The sequence below is a fragment of the Arthrobacter castelli DSM 16402 genome, assembly GCF_000430705.1.
Lineage (GTDB): Bacteria > Actinomycetota > Actinomycetes > Actinomycetales > Micrococcaceae > Arthrobacter_C > Arthrobacter_C castelli.
On sequence record NZ_AUMN01000015.1, the window covers coordinates 63353 to 81533 of the forward strand.

The 18181-nt window shown below is 57.5% G+C and carries 12 protein-coding genes and 1 pseudogene; 2 read left to right on the plus strand and 11 right to left on the minus strand.

Annotated features, from left to right (window positions below; translation table 11 throughout):
• Window positions 1-205 precede the first annotated feature (205 nt).
• A complete protein-coding gene (locus tag H535_RS0115840) occupies window positions 206-2023 on the minus strand; it encodes an ATP-dependent nuclease (protein ID WP_026820323.1) in 1818 nt (605 codons plus the stop codon).
• A gap of 237 nt (window positions 2024-2260) precedes the next feature.
• Here H535_RS0115840 and H535_RS25960 point away from each other — a divergent pair, with 237 nt between their 5' ends.
• Entirely contained in the window at window positions 2261-3049 is a 789-nt protein-coding gene (locus H535_RS25960) for a helicase associated domain-containing protein (protein WP_035769924.1), read from the plus strand.
• Between the two features lie 141 nt (window positions 3050-3190).
• On the opposite strand, the gene H535_RS25965 is transcribed toward H535_RS25960, so the two are convergent.
• From H535_RS25965 to H535_RS0115890, 10 genes and pseudogenes are all read right to left on the minus strand, one after another.
• Entirely contained in the window at window positions 3191-3610 is a 420-nt protein-coding gene (locus H535_RS25965; protein ID WP_081416740.1) for a transposase, read from the minus strand.
• An 88-nt stretch (window positions 3611-3698) separates the two neighbouring features.
• Window positions 3699-4976, minus strand: coding sequence for an MFS transporter (locus H535_RS0115855; protein WP_026820324.1), 1278 nt, complete (start codon window positions 4974-4976; stop codon window positions 3699-3701).
• 359 nt (window positions 4977-5335) lie between these two features.
• Window positions 5336-6748, minus strand: coding sequence for a sulfatase family protein (locus H535_RS28555; protein ID WP_081416742.1), 1413 nt, complete (start codon window positions 6746-6748; stop codon window positions 5336-5338).
• 926 nt (window positions 6749-7674) lie between these two features.
• A complete protein-coding gene (locus H535_RS25970) occupies window positions 7675-9150 on the minus strand; it encodes an MFS transporter (RefSeq protein WP_081416743.1) in 1476 nt (491 codons plus the stop codon).
• Window positions 9151-9316: 166 nt separating this feature from the next.
• Window positions 9317-10747, minus strand: coding sequence for an aldehyde dehydrogenase family protein (locus tag H535_RS25975; protein WP_051299419.1), 1431 nt, complete (start codon window positions 10745-10747; stop codon window positions 9317-9319).
• On the minus strand, window positions 10725-11948 hold the full coding sequence (locus H535_RS0115870) for a mandelate racemase/muconate lactonizing enzyme family protein (protein WP_245580355.1): 1224 nt from the start codon (window positions 11946-11948) through the stop codon (window positions 10725-10727). The genes H535_RS25975 and H535_RS0115870 overlap by 23 nt, the downstream gene beginning before the upstream one ends.
• Entirely contained in the window at window positions 11948-12826 is an 879-nt protein-coding gene (locus H535_RS0115875; RefSeq protein ID WP_026820326.1) for an NAD(P)-dependent oxidoreductase, read from the minus strand. The genes H535_RS0115870 and H535_RS0115875 overlap by 1 nt, the downstream gene beginning before the upstream one ends.
• Window positions 12823-13524, minus strand: coding sequence for a GntR family transcriptional regulator (locus H535_RS25980; protein WP_051299420.1), 702 nt, complete (start codon window positions 13522-13524; stop codon window positions 12823-12825). Before H535_RS25980 ends, H535_RS0115875 begins: the two co-directional genes overlap by 4 nt.
• A 125-nt stretch (window positions 13525-13649) precedes the next feature.
• Window positions 13650-14153, minus strand: a pseudogene (locus H535_RS30415) (DDE-type integrase/transposase/recombinase); the annotation flags it as partial.
• Between the two features lie 286 nt (window positions 14154-14439).
• The gene (locus H535_RS0115890) at window positions 14440-16686 is read right to left on the minus strand and encodes an alpha-L-rhamnosidase (protein WP_035769926.1); all 2247 of its coding nucleotides are present in this window, start codon (window positions 16684-16686) and stop codon (window positions 14440-14442) included.
• Window positions 16687-17022: 336 nt separating this feature from the next.
• Here H535_RS0115890 and H535_RS0115900 point away from each other — a divergent pair, with 336 nt between their 5' ends.
• Window positions 17023-18027, plus strand: coding sequence for a LacI family DNA-binding transcriptional regulator (locus tag H535_RS0115900; RefSeq protein WP_026820329.1), 1005 nt, complete (start codon window positions 17023-17025; stop codon window positions 18025-18027).
• Window positions 18028-18181: the final 154 nt, after the last annotated feature.

An 18181-nucleotide genomic window follows, 5' to 3' on the forward strand; every position in this document is an offset into this window, starting at 1 on the left:
TCTGTACCTCAGTTATATCTGACGGCACCGACACTCCTCGAATATCGGCGCACACCCAGTGCTTGGATCCGCCATGATCATGGATGCCGGCCAACCGCGGGGATGCGCGTGGGCAGCCGAAGCCCTGCTCGCGATAAAGACTTGCGGACACTGGGTGGTGCGAGTTGGCGCGCACGGACCTGAGGGCGATCGAGGACTCGAGCGTTCAGAGCGGGGACCGCTGGTGCTCCGTCACGATCGCGCTGAGCCATTCATGCAGCGGACGGATAGCCCGTGTGAGACTGGCCTGTGACAGGTGCTCCCTCAGAAGCGCAGAGGGAAGATGGGGCTTCGCTTTACCGGTCTTCTTCCGGTCGGAATTCCACCCCTTCGACCCGAGCCAGGACGCCATTGCTTCTCGTCCCTGTGGCCCGTTCGAGAACTTCTCGACCTCAGTCTTTGCCACCTGGTCGGACTCGCCTGGACCAAGCAGTTCGGCCAGCCGCTCTTGTTTGACGGTGTCCAGAAGCAGCCCTTCGAGATCGGAACTCAGTACGAACGCATCCCACGGCAGGAGCTTGGCGTTGATCGCAGTCTGTTGCTCGAGCGCAGCCGTCAGATTCTGCACAACGACATCTGCGAGCTCATGCAGTTCATGTAGTTCGTGCTGCGACGGCCGCAGGTTCTTCGCTTTCAGGATCTGCACCAGGGCGCGCTTGCCGTCGCCGTTCTTGTGCACGCCGTCCTTGTCGGTAGCGACGTAGGCTCGGACGCCGAAGAGCTGGGCGAGCCGGAGCAGGTGTGAGATGGTGTCGATTCCGGACGCCTCGATGACGGCGATGCCCAATGCGTAATGACCGCCCGCGCCGCCGGTAATCTTCTCGAGGAGGTAGTCGATCAGCAGCTTGTCACCGTGCCCTTCGACCAGGATCACGGCGTTCGCGAACACGAGCTCGCTGTTGGTCGCATCGCAGTACCTCGTCAGCCGCCCCTCCTCGGTCACTGAGAGTTCCTGACGTCGGGCGCTGTAGGTCATCCCGTCCGGGCTGAGGGGAAGCCTCACGATACGGCTGACGGAGAAAGAATCCACCAGGACAGGACTGTGGGTGGTCACCAGCAGCTGCGCTTCTTTTGAGATGTCCCGGAGGATCTTTGCCATGGCTCTCTGGGTCTGCGGGTGGAGGAACGCCTCGGGTTCCTCAATGGCGAACACGACATTCGCGCCGGACTGTCTGCTTCGCGAGGAGACGTATCGGAGAATCCCGAGCACCATCGCGGACTGGAATCCGGTCCCCCGCTCCGCGATAGGGACCTCGACGTCGTCGTGGCTCGTAATCACCGCTTCTTGGAGCATTCCGCGAAGTGCGTGCCGAGGATCCGGGAGGTCGAGACCGAGATTGGGCTCTTGGAACGGAAGCTCATTGGCCACAGCAGCGACTGACTCACTCAGCACCTTGCGGACCAAGCCCTCCACTGGTGCGATCGCTTCGGCGAACTCCTTCTGCAGCTGCGTGGCGCGCGAGCTGCCGGAGCGCACCAGCACGCCCTCCAGCGTCTCGTGCAGCCGGGCCAACGATTGGTCGTTGCCGGTCTGCTCCGCGCCGCTTACCCGCACAGATGGAATCTTGACGAAGCTGAAGGACTGCAGCACCCGCTCGTAGGCTTCGCGGGACCGGGATGAGTCTCCGCCACGAGTGCGGTAGCTGAGCTTTCCGTTCCGGGTGCATGCGATCTCGACCCAGAAGGACCCGTCGCGCGACGAAAGGTCTTCGAACTCCTCGACCTCCGCAGAGGTCAAGGCACCAAACTGCACCTTGATGCTCGACATCATCCGCGGGCCCCCGCGAAGGTAATAGTCATGCAACGGCTTCAGCTGCTGCATGTCGTCCGACGCTGGGTCGGCGAAGAAGGTCTCGAGGACGCGCACGAGCGACGACTTCCCAGCGTTGTTCGGCCCTGCGATGAGCTGAAGGTCTGGGTCCACATCGATGCGAAGGCGCTTGAACCCTAGGATCCGTTCTACATCGACGTGTTCTATGTGCATGCCGTCATCCTACGTGGGTCGAGGCCCCATGCGGGGAAGGCGGGGTGCGCCACCGAACGCGCGAAACGGCAGCCCGCTGCAAGCGCGGGGTATAAATCCCGTAAACAGGATCCGATTCTGGGAACAGTCAACACAATACAGCGGCACGAGTCAGCGGCTCGGCCCGGCGTGGCGTCACCAGTATGGCTTTCACACCTACATTCCTGTGGAACCAGCTGCCGATTATACTCTGCGGTGATGGTGGATACGCGCTGGGATGACACGTTTGAAGCATTGACGGCTTTTGTGACTGCCAATGGAAGGCTCCCCGCCCGTAACAGCGGTATCCACCGCGAGGAACGGCTGGTCCAATGGTTGTATTACCAGCGCCGGCTGGAGTGGAACGGTCGCCTTGACAGCGAACGCGCCCGCCGTCTCGACGGCCTGTGGGACTGGCGGCAGGCCCCGCGCGCGGATAAACAGTCAGCCCAGTGGGCAGAGACGCTGGAGAAACTGCGCGGCTTCGTGGAACAACATGGCCGCTTCCCCTCGCGTTCACAGGCAGCAGGCAGTCAAGAGCGAACACTGGCCATATATCTGAATCGCCAGCGGCGGTCTGCACGTGAACGAACACTCTCCTCTGAGCGTGCGAAGCAGCTGGAGCAGGCAATCCCAGAATGGAATCCCGGGAAAGATCCAGAGCAGCCTCCATGGCAGCAGCGTCAGCTCGAGGAACACCGTGCGGCTGCGCGTGTAAAGCTGCAGGATCATCAACAAGTCATCCTGGTCGGGCTTGCTTCGGGCCGTTCAGTGGTGGAGATGTCCAGGATGACGGGAGTGCCGCATCAGCTGATGTTTGGCGTGGCCCGGTACGACCAGAGCTGGTCACAGCAGCTGGAGGAAGCGTTGCTTCAGGGCCGGCCCCAGTGGCTGGACCATGGGACGCCAACGGCGTACAGGTATGGATGCCGATGCCGGCCCTGCCGGGAGTTCGCGCGTGCACATCACAAACCGCGGAGAAGCCGCGCCACAACGGGTGGTTCGTGATACTGCCGACATGGATGTGTCTTCTTGGAGGATGCCGGCAACGCAGATGGCACCCGGTTCCGGGCTCGTGTAGACAAGGAGTATGGAAACGGAAGCACGAGGATTTACTGAGGGGCGCTGGCAACGTCTGCTAGTGTCTCGTCAAGCGGCTTTGGGTAGGTAATTCGGTTTACGGATCTTGGAGCCGATGGCGAAGTTCGTCTTGGGCAGCGCCTGCTTGTTGTGCCAGCGGATGTAGCCGCCGATCGTTTTCTCCTGAGCGGTGTGACTGGGAGAGTCACTGCCATTGAGAGTGAAGTACCGCAGTGCTGCGAATTCGCATTCGATCCAGTTCAACCAGGACGCGTTCGATGGGGTGAACACCAGTTCCACGTTATTGCGTTCGCACCAGGCCGTGACTTCTGCTTTCTTATGAGGGGAGAAGTTGTCACAGATGACGCAGAGCTTTCCGGCGTGGCGGCGGCGCAGTTGACGCAGGAAGTCGAGGAACTCGCACCAGCGTTTACGGTTCCGGAACCGGTAGAGCATCTGCCCGCTGGCCAGAGGAACCAACTGTGACATAAGAGTTCCCAAACTTTCTTGGAAGCCTGTCGTCGCCGTAGCACATGCATGCAGCGATTCGGGACTTGAGAGGCGCTGGCATGGCTTTCTACCTGGATTCGCTGTGATTCATGCCGGTGCTCCGACCGATCTCTATGTCTTCAATCGACTCTGGCCGCTTCGGCATCCAAATAACACCAATCAGTACACTCGCTACGATTGTTGCGAAAAGTATCCAAACGAATGCGTCAAAGCTGGCCGCTAGAACTACAGGGACGAAGGCGCTCCAAATAGCGAGAGCAATTTTTTGACTGAAGATGATGAGCCCTTGTGCCGTTGTGCGCATGCGGGTCGGGAAGAGTTCCTGGCACCACACCCGATACAGTTGCTCCTGTCCGCACGAGCTGGAGAGCGCGAATAGTACGACAAAGCAGAATACTACCAATGTGTTCGAAAGCGGAAAGAATATTATGAGTAATACTGAGGCCGCATTCACAAGCCCGGCGACGCCGTAGAGCAAACGACGATTGATTCGATCGACCAGTGGCATGAAGAGGAAAGCGACGCCGACGGCGATCAGACCAAAGTACAGGGCGTTGAATCCCACGCTCGCTGCCTGCGACTGGTTCCCGATTGCGCTGAGTATATAAGGCAGAAAGAATCCGAATGTGCCGAGTGCGATTGCTCCGAGCGAGTGAACAATGAATACAAAGAATAGGCGTCCCCCGTAGAGGCCAAAGAGCTCTTTGGCCCGGAATACCGAGAGTCCGGACTTGCTCTGTGCGGCCACCCAAACTTCCGACTCGTTCATCTTCCGTCGAAGAAACCAAGTGACGAACGCGACGACTGCCAAGTGAGCAAAGACAATTTGAATCCCGAGGATTCCCAAGTCGGCGAGTACAAACGCGAGCAGGAGAACCACGACCGGGCCCAGGCTCCAGAAGACAGAGGTCATCCCCATCAGGCTGCCGCGTTTCTTATGCGGTGCGATTTCGCCGATCAGCGCCCACGAAGTAGGCACGTCGGCACCAACAGCAAGACCCAGGATGATCAGCCCCGCAAAAATCATCCAACCTTGGCCGGCAAACACCACAAGCAGAGCGCCCGCAACATAAACCAAAAGGTCGTACTGGTAAATACGTTTCCTGCCGAAGCGGTCCCCGAGGCGCCCCCCGATAAGAGCCCCGAACGCATAAGAGCCAGCATTGACGCCTACGGCTGCGAGAATACCGAGGGCTGTTGGACTGAAGCCGAAGGCCTCCGTCCACAACACGAGTCCGGCTGACGCCGCCACAATGGCGCCGGCGTCAAGGTAGTCCGCCATGCAGGCTAGGAGAACCCTCCTCCAATCCACCCGCGTGGGTACTGAGTCGCTGCTGACCGCCATAGTGCATCTCCTTTTGACCCGAGGTTGACGCCCTCCGCACCGTGCAAACATGTATTTTACGTCACAAAAAACGTTTCAATTAAAGCTAGAAAGCCCTTCTGGCATTGTCAACAGCACTTGAAGGTCTTAGCTCTGTTGGTCCACATGTTGGACGGTTGCGGCGGGCTTCCGATTTACCGCCTGGGACGGGCATGTGAGGGCATGTGCCCGGGTGCACGATCTGTGTTTACTGCTCGTTAACGCCTTACGTGCACGGCCACGATCGGGCCCGTTCCTGGATGCAGAGAGAGTGTCAACTGCACTTAGTTTCTGACCGGTGGCTGCAGTTTCCGTTGATCGCTGGCTCAGGGAGTTCGCCTCTAACTGGTAGGTGGCAAAGTAGACTCCCAGTCATCCCACGGGCTGCGCACATAACCGACCGGCGTATTGCATTCGGCGTAGTGTGTTAGCGAGTCGCGCGCCAGGTATTCGCTGGCTTTGAGGAAATCGTCGCCTAGCTTCTCAAGCCAGGACACCAATTCAGTTTCCAATCGTTGTTGCACATTTTGAGTTTCTGGTCGCCCACATAGATTGTGCATCTGATAGGGATCGTTTTCGTTGTCGTACAACAGCCACGGCCCCTGTATGGAGCGTACATAGGTATACTTGCCGTTTCGAACACCGCGGTACTCTGCTATGCCATGCGAGAGGGCCTTCGTTACAGGCACCGGCATACTGACAAACGCTGAGCTCTTTGGCAGGTCAGTTCTCGAGGATTCTCGGAAGTAGTTTTCACCCTGGACGCTTTCTGGAATTGGGAGGCCGCACAGACCAAGCAACGTCGGCATAATGTCGGGGGTGTTGATGAGATCGGGAGATCGCCCTGGCCTGAGTCTTGGAGGGTGCCTCATGAGCAACGGCACTCGGACGGACTCTTCCCATGGGTAGAGCTTCTGCTCCGAGTGCATCCCTTGCGACCCCATCATGTCACCATGATCAGAGGTAAACACCACAACAGTCTCTTCCCTTATTCCAGATGCGTCAATAGCAGACAACAACCGGTCCAGACAGTCGTCAAGAGCCGAAATATGGGAATAGTACCCCCGCAAATCCTTGGCAGCCTCGTGCGCATTTTCCTGAGGTACGTTGGGCCGCAGATTTATTTCCCTTTCACTGTACTTTCGACGATGTTGTGCCGGTGCCGTGTCTAGAGGAAAGTGTGGTGGTCCATACGAAAGCACCAGAAAAAACGGCCTCTTCGAGTAGGCGCTGTCTCTCATAAAACGGCATGCATCTTCCGTTTGTGCTTCTGCATCATACCCGTTCCAATACTTCTTCGTAGGGTTGTTTCCCTCATAGTAAAAGGAGCGATTATAGTCGTGAGTGCACTCTCCTACTTTCCAGTATTGAAAACCAAACCTATATTCGGGTGGGATGTACTCCTCTCTGCGTCCGTAGTGGCCGTCGGGGCTCCCGTATAGATGCCATTTTCCGATGTATCCGGTTTGGTAACCTGCGTCTTGAAATACCTCACCCACGGTAGGGCCGGCAGGTTCGAGTGGGACATCATTTATATAGACGCCGTGTGTAAGTGGATATTGGCCGGTTAAAAGGCTGGCACGCGCAGGCGCACATATGGGATGGCCTGAGATGGCCTCCTCAAAATTGATGCTTTCGGATGCAAGCCTGTCGATTGCAGGCGTTGAGGCATTTGTGTCCCCGGCGTAGCCACAGGCTTGAGCCCGCCACTCGTCTGCCAACACAAAGAGTACGTTTGGTGCGCGTCTACTCATGTGACTAGCCTCTTTCCGCTTGCTGGGACGGATCACTTACATAGATGGTTTAATCTGTTGACTCTGAAGGGGTTTTAAGTGTTGGTTCCGGCTCGAGCGTGTTACCAACGTGGTTTTGATTTGTAGGGATACCTGCTTTCGTTTCAGATATTCGTTGGAGACATGGCCAGCCGGTAACTTGATAGTGGGATGGAGCGACCGTTTCGCTGGCCGGGTGAGAGCACCTGTGACTCTCAGCTTTGCTGAAAGACATCAGGCGTGAATTTGATGAGCTACCATACAGGATGAGTCCGACAACGAGAAGTACGGCATAGCAGATCAGTATTCCCGCCACGATTAGCATTCCCGATCGCTTGCGTCGCTGAGAAGGGTCTTCAGCGCGTTTTGCGTTGTTGCTTTTCATCGTTGTGTTTTCCTCGGGTCCACTGCGTATCCAGCGGTAGGGATAGGACACGGAGGCGCTCGCTCTCCTGCATGATTTTGGCTTGGCTGCTCCGTGCCTAGCGGGCAATTGAAACTGTCTGTTCCTCAGTGAATTCGTTCAGTCCGCTGAGTTCCCTTCGCGGACCATGCCTGCCAGCCCGATACCGCCAAAAGGAACTTCAGGTGTGTTGGGAGCGCCGTTATTAACGCCCGGTGATGCCGACGCGAGGGTTGGATGCCTAGCGTAGCGGGTGTTCACGGTTCTGCGACATCACATAGCCGCCAAGACGGGTTCGCCAACTGTTGACTTCTCTCACTACAGCGTCTTCGTCGGTGAAAGGGCTCACGGTGCAGGCTGGTCCGAAGACCCCTCACATTATAGATCGTCGCCACTGGCGGGTACCTCTCGGATGAATCCGCCAGCTGTACAGCCAGATGGTCGTCCTTCGCCAGCATGTCCATCGAGAACGTGGGTTCGTCATCGCCGCTGATCATCTTTGGTGCTAGTTTTTTGAAGAGGTTTGAAACGGTGGCCGCCTCGACTCGGAGATAGCACTAACAACGCCGCTCCGTTCGATCTCCTTTATCACATCATCATGTTCCGCTTCGATCTCCGGTCCCTTGTTTGTGGGGTCCCATTTGATGATGAGTGCGGCTACGAGTCCGACGGCAGGAGCAAGGATCAGGAAGAGCATGGTCCCGTCCAGTCCGAACGCGGCCAGCAGTACTGGGAAAAAGAAGGTCCCAAACATGCCACCCACCCGACTCGCGGCTTCGACGGCTCCGGTTCCATAACCACGAAGTATTGTCGGGTACGACAGCGCCCCAATCGATTTTCCTTGCGGTCCTGGTCCGGATGAATGGCCGAAGATAAACAATCCGATGACTCCGGCAATAAGCCAAATCGACACCGCTCCGGATAATAGCCCAATGAAGGCCATTGAAAATATCACGATAATGTAGCCCATAATAGCGAGCCGGCGCATCCCGAATCTGGCGCTCAAATGCGCACCGGCGAGACCTCCGAGGATGCCGAACACATTAATTACGGCCGTTCCACCTAATGTCTCTAATCGGCCGCCGTTGAGGATAGTGGTGAGAAGAACTGGAATGTAGAGGCCGATGGCGTAGTACTCCATTCCCTGAGTCGCGGCGATCACCATCGCTAATATGGTTCGACGACCATAGCGTTTATTAAATATGATTCCCAGTGGTAACTTCGTGGGATTCTGTGCTTCTTCGGGACGGTCAGATCCTCCATCATCCTCGATCCGGACTGAAATATTATACGTCTTTTCGAGTGTTTTGGCTGCGTCGTTCAGCGACGAATTCTTCGCGGCCCACATCGGACTTTCTTTTAGGTACATGAATCGCAAAATCAGGATGATCACGGCGAATACGGCACCCAGACCGACGCTCCACCGCCAGGCGTCATCGCCAGCGCCCAGGGCGTATACGGCAATCACGATAAATGCCGTCGTAACGGTTGCTATGTACCAGAAGACTTGCCAGTAATTGACGTTCCTGCCTTTGGTTTTCGTGTTGCTAAGCTCAGAGATGAAGCTCAGGGCGACCGGCATGTCTAGCCCTATTCCGATTCCCATTAGGAAGCGGAATATCAATAATACCGTTGCATTGGGCGCAAGAGCTGCGCCTATCGTCGCGACAACGAGTAATATTAGGTCGATCGTAAAGAGCAATTTTCGACCGAATTTGTCAGTATAGATTCCGCCGACCAACGCACCGATCAGCGCGCCGAAAGGCATCGCCGTCATTATCATTGAAAGATGAAACGGCGACAAACCGAATTGTTCGGTCAGTTGTTCAGTTGCCGTGCCTAGAACCACTAGGTCGTAGGCGTCGATAAATATTCCGCCCAAGGCGATCGTCACCAGAAGCAGAATCTTTGGTTGTGACGGACGAGCATTTACGTAATCAATGATGTCGTCGCGAGTGCGGACTACGATGTGTGAATCCATGAAATTTCGCTCCCCAATGAGCTGTGATGATCCCTGAACAATTAGTTGTCTAGGTGCAGCATCACTTACAACTTGAAACGCTGTCGTTTCCCAAAGTAATGCCACCCCGCATTTAGCGGTACCCTACGATGATTCTGACGGTTGTGTCGTATATTCGACGGTGGAGTTAATGGGCTATTGAGATTGTCTGTTCTTCGGTGAACTCGAACATGCCGGTTAGGCTTCCTTCGCGCCCGATTCCGCTGTCCCCGAACCCGCCGAACGGCACTTCTGGAGTATTGGGAGTCCCGTTGTTGATGCCGATAATCCCTATTCGTAGGCGTTCGGCCAATTTAGTCGCATGTCCTGATTCCCCACTGCAGACGTAGCCCGCCAGGCCGACACCCCATCCATTGATTTCTTCCACGAGACCATCTTCGTCCGTGTACGACCGAACCGGGCATACCGGGCCGAACACTTCTTGGTTCCACAGGTCGTCATCTTCGGTCGATTCAACCATTGTCGGCTCGAGGTAGGCGGGATTTTCCTGGTCGCGCCGGCCGGACCATATCCGATTTCCGTTTGTCCTGGCTTGGTTCACGAGGTTCCTTAGCCGGTCAGCTGCCGCCACAGAAATGAGGGGTCCGAGGTCGGTGGCTTCGTCGAACTGGTCGCCGCACCGTATCGTCTGTAGTCGGTCCGCGAATTCCTGGAGAAATTGTTCGTACAAGGAATCATGTATAAAGACGTTGTTGGCCGCGATACAGGACTCGCCATTATTGCGAAACTTGGCGATCATTAGTGTATCGACGGCGGAAGCGACGTCCGCGTCGTGGCGGACGATAAATGGTGCCCGGCCGCCGAGTTCCAGTGTCGCTCGGGTGAAGTTTCCAGCCGCACGGATGCCGACTTCGCGGCCAACTTTGGTCGACCCCGTGAACGATACAGCGGCGACATCAGCATGATCAATTAGCTCGTTGCTCAAGGCTTTGCTATCCCCGATGACGTAATTTAGTGTACCTGAGGGCAGTTCCGGGTCGGCAAGCTTCACGATTTCGTAGCCCGATAGCGGAGTCACCTCCGAGGGCTTCAGGATGACCGGGCAACCAGCCGCTAAAGCGGCCGCGATTTTCCGGGCCGGGATCGATAGAGGAAAGTTCCATGTGCCAAGTGCGGCAACGACGCCGACGGCATGACGGTTGATCAGGAACCGTCTGGCGCTTGTTGTGCGCTGTTGACCTTCTTCCATGGCTATAGCCGCCTCGGAGAACCAGTCAAAATACTTGGCCGACAACTCGACTTCGCCGTGTGCCTCCGCAATTCGTTTGCCACTTTCGCCGGCTATCAAGGGAGCGAGACGATCGGCCGACGAGCGCAATTTGGCGGCAATCGCTCGGAGAGCGTCCCCGCGATTGCGGGCGGGCGTATTCGACCATTCGTTTCGAACCGCTGCGGCGGCGCGTACGGCCGACTCCACATTCGCGGGGGTCGACCATGATGTGGTGGCTACCACTTCACCATTGCCCGGATTAGTCACCGCTTGAACGTCACCTTCCGAGGCGAAGTCTTCCCGGGATATACGAGCAGCCGGATAATTAACGGGATCTGCTGACATCATGCAAAGTCCTTTCTGCTTCTTTGATCTGGAAAGCGTCACGTACTTCTTCGTTGAGTTCACCCATGAGGCCGGGATACTGCGGAACGACGAGTGATCCGTTCTCCAGCGACCATGGCCGAGCGGGGATCTCGGTACGCAGTGGGTTGTCGCGGATATCCAATTCAATCCAGTCCACATTCGAATATGCCGCACCGAGTTGAACGGCTGCGGCAAGCCCGAGGGCACCTCCGTACCAGTGTGGAGCCACAGCGCACGATGTTCCTTGGGCCACCTGGGCGATTCTGACCGCAGCGGTGAGACCACCACATTTCGCAGGATCCGGCTGGATATAGCGGACAGCCGGTGACCGTACGTAATTCAGAAACTCGTCGTATCCGTAGTTGTTTTCGCCGGTCGCCACGGGTAGCGACGTCGCTTCATGGAACCTTTCGAGATCGCCGAGGTGATTTCCTGCGATCGGCTCTTCTAGCCATTCGACCCCGCAGCTGGCCATAAGGTGTGACATCTCGATTGCCTCGTGGAGGTCCCATGCCTGATTCGCATCGGCGAAAATGCGCATTTCGCCTCCGCAGACTTTGTTAATGGTGTCGAGCGTAGTTTGGTCAGTCTCACGACCAAATCCGACCTTTGCTTTGACAGCGCGAAATCCGCGCTCAATAGCCCGTTCGCAAAGTTCCACGATGTCTGTAGGCCCGACCCCGGACGCGTATGCGGGTACGGAATCGCGAACCGCTCCCTCTGTAAGCATGCGGTGAACCGGCTGACCGCTCCGCTTGGCCACAAGGTCCCAAAGGGCGAGATCAATGCCGCTAATGGCCTGCGAGATGGGTCCCGGAGCGCCCCATTGCCGGCCGACGCCGCTCAACCGGGACGCGATCCGGTTGGTGACTGCTTCCGGGTCGGACACATCCGCGCCCAATACCATATCCGCGGCCCCTTGCAGCACGGTTGCGATACGTTCTTCGGCCGCCCAATCGGGGTAGTTGATCCAACTTTCGCCGATGCCCGTGAGGCCATCCGCGTGGACCTCGACGAGACACATACGGCGTGCCGTAAGCGCAGAAAACGACATCGGAACTATCGAGGTGATCGGCACTTCGAGAATTCGAACTCGCACCCGTTCGGCAATCAAAACGCCCGTCCGCGCATTCTCATTTTCGATCGTCGATGGAGCACATTGTTGCTTGCTTGCGTTATCCATCACTCGTCGGCCGTGCGCGAGAGTGTACGGTAGAGTTCCTGGACCGAGCCAGTGTCCTGTCGACCATATCCTTGGTTCATCGTCAGAGAATTGATGTGATCGATCGAACCAGCAACAAATGACGGTGACCCGACCGCGCCTTCCAAATCGAGTGCCAGCTTGTTATCTTTTGCTAGCAACGCCAACGAAAAAGCAGGTTCGTAATCATTGGCTATCAGTTTCGGGGCCAACTCGCGGAATAAATTGGAGACTGTAGCCGCTCCGGATTCAGCCACTGTATTAACGAAGACGTCCGTATCGACCCCCGCGAGCCGACACGTGTTCAATGCTTCGGCGGTGACTGCGTTTATAGCACCGAACATAAGATTGTTCAGGATCTTCACAACGGAGCCGGCACCTACGTCGCCGACTCGGACGACTCTTTTGGCTACGACGCCTTCGAGGAACGCCGCTACCGTATCGATCGCGCCCTCCGCTCCTCCAGCGGGAAGCGTCCAGTGACCACAGCCTTCTGGCCGGCCGAGAACGGGCGCATCGACGTAGTCGACATCATACGAGACAAGATGCTCGCTTGCGGTCTTTGCCGATGCAGCATCGATCGTCGACAGATCGACGACAACGCTACCCGCTTGTGCGTGAGAAAGTGGACCACGGGCGGCCTCGATGACGTCATCAGGCCGCGGAAGGGATAAAACGATCAGCTCCGCGTCGGCGATCGCGGGAGCCTGTTCGGTGTGAGTCTGAATTCCGTGGGCGGCTGCGGCGTCGCGAGCCCCCGCCACGGGATCATAACCCGAAACACTTCGCCCCGCTTCCGTCAGCTTACTGGCCACTCGACCACCCATCGTGCCGAGTCCAATGACAGCAATTTCAGTCATGAGTTCCTTCCTTGTCGTGCCACGTTTTGTGCTTCTTCGGCAACTGCAGCTTCCAGACTGCGACGAAGGCGTTCGATGTGTTTTCGAGCCGTTTCTTCGGCCGCCTCCGGATCGCCGCTGCGCAGCGAATCGATAATTAGTCGATGCTCAGCGAGGGCCTCCTCCATACCACCACCGAACAAATGTGTGGTCGCCATGGCGAGGCGAACTTCCCCCTGCAAACGGTCAAGCGATTCCATAAGACGCGCATTGCCCGATATCTCTCGGATTGAGCGGTGGAAATCCGCATCGAGCGCCATATGGGCGTCCACGTCGTGTGCCTGGACGGCAGCAGAGTGCGACTCCCAGATCTCCTCCAGACGAACGAGCCGGTCCGCGTCAATACGAGACGCTGCCAGTCTGCCAGCGAGCCCCTCGAGCACTTCGCGGAGTTCATATATATGGACCAGATCATCGGCACCTATGGACGCAACAATGGCTCCCCTGTTGGGGACGGAATGAGCCAGACCCTCGGATACGATCCGAGCAATCGCCTCCCGTGCCGGACTGCGACTGATATTCAGACGCCGCGCGACTCCAGGGGCAGACAGCCTCGACCCCGGCAGCAATTGATGGCCTAAGATTTCGTCCCGCAATACGCGATACGCCTGCTCGACAAGTGCATCGCCACGGGCAACCGCGACTTCTGTCTCTACCACTGCGGCAACCTCCCTTCCTCCATGTAGCACGCTACATGCAATCTTGGATTGTGCGCAAGATCATAGAAGCACTGCTTTGATGGGCATCTTCCATCCTTGTAACAGGGCTGCCATTAGTCACGGGCTCACATGGGTGGACGCGAACGACTCATAGGCGTTGAAATCGACTTCAGTGGATCTGCTCGACTTGCGGGGGCCAGGTCGACAAATGGATCCATGTGGCCGTTCGTGGTTGACCAGCGCCCCCAGTCCAGGGTGGCCGCTTCTACGTCATTTGGCCCTTCCAAAGGGCCAAATGCGTTGATCAACCCCGTTTTATAGAGGCCCTTCTGCGACTCGGTCAGCACATTGTCATAAGCGTCGCCGACAGAATCGACAGACCCGACAGAGGCGTCGTGAGCGCCGGCTTCGACGAGTCGCTCGGTCAACGCGACGGAAGTGTACTTACTTTCCGCATCGTTGGGATGGGTCAAGCCGTTCAGGTCGGTGATGCCTTCTTTGCTGCGGGCATCTATAGCCATTTCGAGGGCGTCCAACACCAGGCGGGTGCCCATCTGTGTGTCGGCCATCCATCCGATGATGCGGCGGGAGAACACGTCAATGATGAACGCCGTTGCCTCGGTCTTAACGTACGTGAAGTCGGGCGTACCACGGCCGGTTCGGTGCCGGAGCTCAGAAGCGGCAGGCCACCCGGTCGGCGGTGCGGGCCGCGGCCTCTTCGCCGATGATGGTGCACACCCTCTCCCGACCCAATACTCCGCCCCGCCCTAGGGCTGACCCCAACAGCGCTCGGGGTACTTGCAACCGTGGGCGTCGCTGGAAAACAGCAAGCCTGTCAATGGTTGAATGCAGGGCCAATTGTTGCAATGATGAATCGTTACAATTGGTTGCATTGGCGTTGGCGCTGCTTCAGCCTCAAGCCGCAAACGTATGCACACCACCGACGACGTCGTGCACTTCGCCGTTGGGGAGCACGCAGTGGGCCTCGGTTCCATGGGGGATCTCCACGATGAAATCCGTGTGACCAGTCGCTTTATGCCAGGAAGACCGGACGTGCCCATGTGGCGTTTGGAGGGAAGCGTCGACCCAGTCAACTCCTTCACCCGGGACCGGCTCGATTCTGATTTTGCTGTATCCAGGGGCGGCCGGACGGATGCCAGCCATCACCTTGTAGACCCAGTCGGCAATCGCTCCGAACGCGTAGTGATTGAAACTGGTCATCTCGCCGGGATTGATGGCCCCATCGGGCAGCATTGAGTCCCATCTTTCCCAGATCGTGGTTGCCCCCATCGTGACAGGGTACATCCATGAGGGGCAGGATTCTTCGAGGAGCAAATTGTACGCATCGGCCGGATAACCGCTCTCCGAGAGTGCCCACGTAATGTAAGGTGTTCCGGCAAAGCCGGTGGAGACACGATAGTCGTTGTCACGGACGAGCTTTACGAGCCGTTCAGCTGCCGCTGGAATGCATTGCTCCGGCAGTATTCCAAAGGTAATGGCCAAGGCGTAAACGGTGGTGCAATCGGAAGTGATGACACCGTCTTTCTGCACGTAATTGTCATTGAATGCTTCCTTGACCCGCTGGGCCAGTCGTTCGTAATGGGCTTGGTCGTCGCGCTTACCGAGGATTCCAGCAGCCTCGGCGCAGAAAGTCGCTGATCTGTACAGGCAGGCGGTCGCCACGACGCCACTGTCAGCCTTGGCTGCCCCCGGCTTTTCTGGTGGGGCATCAGGGTCGAGCCAATCGCCGAATTGGAAGCCCGCCGTCCAGAGCGAATTTCTATCGAGCATTCGTTCGACCGACCGGATATGCATTTGCATGCCGGGGTACTGCTCAGCCAGCCGCTCCACGTCACCATAGGCGTACCAGAGCGCTTCCGGTACCCAGACAGCCGCGTCGCCCCAGATCGCGGTAGCTGCCAGTCCCTCAAACGGTGTGAAGCCTCTGCGGAATTGGGCATATTTCAGGATGTCGGGGACGACTATCGGCACGATATTGTTATTTGCCCGCGTCTCCTCCGCCAAATCCAGTAGCCACTTGTGGAGGAAGTCCGCGACGTCGTATAGGAATGAAGCGGTCGGCGCGAAGACCGCTATGTCCCCGGTCCAGCCAAGTCTTTCGTCCCGCTGAGGGCAGTCGGTGGGGATGTCCAGGAAATTGCCTTTCTGGCTCCAGACGACGTTGTCGATCAGTTGGTTCAGCTTCTCGTTAGACGATTTGAAGTGACCGGTCCGCCGCATCTGAGAATGAATGACGACAGCTTCGAGAGAATCAACGCTTAGCTCGCCAGGCCATCCGGATACTTCCGCGTAACGGAACCCGTGAAAGGTGAACCGCGGCTCAAAATGGCTCACACCCTCGCCGAGGACGAGTGTGTCGGTGGCCTCCGCTCCTCTAAGAGGCCGTGTCCCCAATTCATCGTATTCGAGGACTTCGGCGTGCCGGAGCGTGATTACATCTCCCCTTTGGCCCCGCGCCGAAAAGCGAATCCAGCCTACGAGATTCTGCCCAAAATCGACCAGCGTCTTGCCTGCCGGTGATTGCCACACCCGGACCGGTTTCAGAATTTCGTGGCGGACAACCGGCGGGCCGGCCTGTTCTACGAGGATTGACCGGTCCACCGTCTGGCACCGTACGGTCCGAGGCACACCCTTGCCGTGCGACATCACGACATCTTCACCGTCATAGATGCTGTTTGCGGCCACCGTCGAATCAGTGACCAGCCACGAATCGTCGGTTGCTATCTCGGTGACCGTCCCATCCTGGTACTCGATACGGAGCGACAGCATCAGACCGATCTCGTCCCCGTAATTTACATCTGCACCTTCGAACCCAAGCTCCCCACGCCACCAGCCATTTCCAACCGTCACGGTCAGTTCATTCCGGCCCGGGGACACGAGAGAGGCGACGTCGAACACCTGGTATTGCAGCCGCCATTCGTATGAAGTCCATCCAGGATTCAACACCGACTCGGTGACCGGCTTATCGTTCAGGCGGGCTATATAGATGCCGCGGGCGGTCGCGGCCAGCTGCGCCGAGACGACTTTGCCGCACTGTTCTTCCACGTCAAAGATCCGGACAAACTCCGGTGCCCAGCCCGTGTCCTCCGTGGGGCAAATCAGTTCGGCACGCTCCAACGGAGGGGGCGTTCTTTCGGCCATGGCGGTTTCCGTCCTATTCCGGCTGCATCAGCGGTCAGTGTGGTCCAACCACCCGGAAATTCCGGTATGCAACATCGACGACGAAACAATGCGCAGTGGCGTCGGTCCGTTGTTCTTTAGCGACAAATATGGTTCGCATCACTTGGTGGGTAGACTACGCGCCGTATTGATTCGTTTCAATATCGAATAATTGAATGCCTGAAAAAGCACGTGCCTGAGTCGGCTACGACAGCGTACGCGATCAAGGCCCCTATATCGAAGCTGGTTGTGATGTCATGGTGACTGTAGAAGAGTTCAGCCGTATAGCTGGGGCTCGGGTATGGGTGGTGAGTTCGCATGGCTTCAGTGAGCGTTCGGGATGTGGCGGCTCTGGCTGGTGTCTCGATGGGAACGGTCTCAAATGTGCTTAATCACCCCGATAAGGTCTCGTCAGCGACAGTCGCACGCGTGCAGTCTGCCGTCGAGAAATTGGGGTTTGTTCCCAACGGGGTTGCACGGCAGCTCAGGGCCGGAATCAGCAACAGTATCGGACTCGTCGTACTGGATGCCGCGAATCCGTTTTTCACTGATTTGGCCAGTGGGGCTGAGGCTCGGGCGGCGGAGCGACATCACACAGTGTTGGTGGGCAACAGCAGCCAGGACCCTGCAAGGGAAACGGCCTATCTGGACCTGTTCGAGCAACAGCGTGTGCGCGGCGTCTTGCTATCGCCGGTCGGCGACGTCCTGCCGCGGTTGGAGCGGCTCCATCACCGGGGCATCCCCTCCGTGCTGGTGGATCGTCAAGCCGGAGACCCTGGATTTTCGTCCGTCTCAGTTGACGATGTGGCAGGCGGACGCCTCGCCACCACACACCTTGTTTCACTCGGGCACAGGCGAATCGTCTTCGTGGGAGGGCCGTTTCGGCTCCGCCAGGTTAGCGACCGTCTGGCCGGTGCCCGCTCAGCAACGAAGCACCGGCCTGATACCAGTATCGAATTCGTGGAAACTGAATCGTTAACTGTGGAAGCCGGACATACCGCCGGCCAAGAGATCCGTGCCCGGACCACCAACGACCGCCCTGATGCTGTCTTTGCCGCCAATGATCTCGTAGCTCTCGGTTTGCTCCAAGCGTTCATGCACCAGGGATCGATCAAGGTGCCGGAAGAGATTGCTCTCATCGGTTATGACGACATCACCTTCGCGTCGGCGGCGGTAGTTCCGCTATCGTCGGTGCGACAACCAAGTCATCGCATCGGCTCGACATCCGTGGAACTCTTGCTGCGCGAGGCGGACGGTGGGAAAGAGCCTCGGCACATCGTTTTTCAACCTGAACTCGTGGTGCGTGCCTCGACCGGGCGCTGACCGGGTTGGCTTCGGCTCTTGACGACCGCTGGATCGGCTACTTGTATTGCATTATGAATCGTTTTAAGCTTCAGACTTAGTAATAAGGGCATGCCTCGGTCACTGCGAGTCAAGTGAGCCGACGCTCGACCATACACACACCTTGACCGATTCG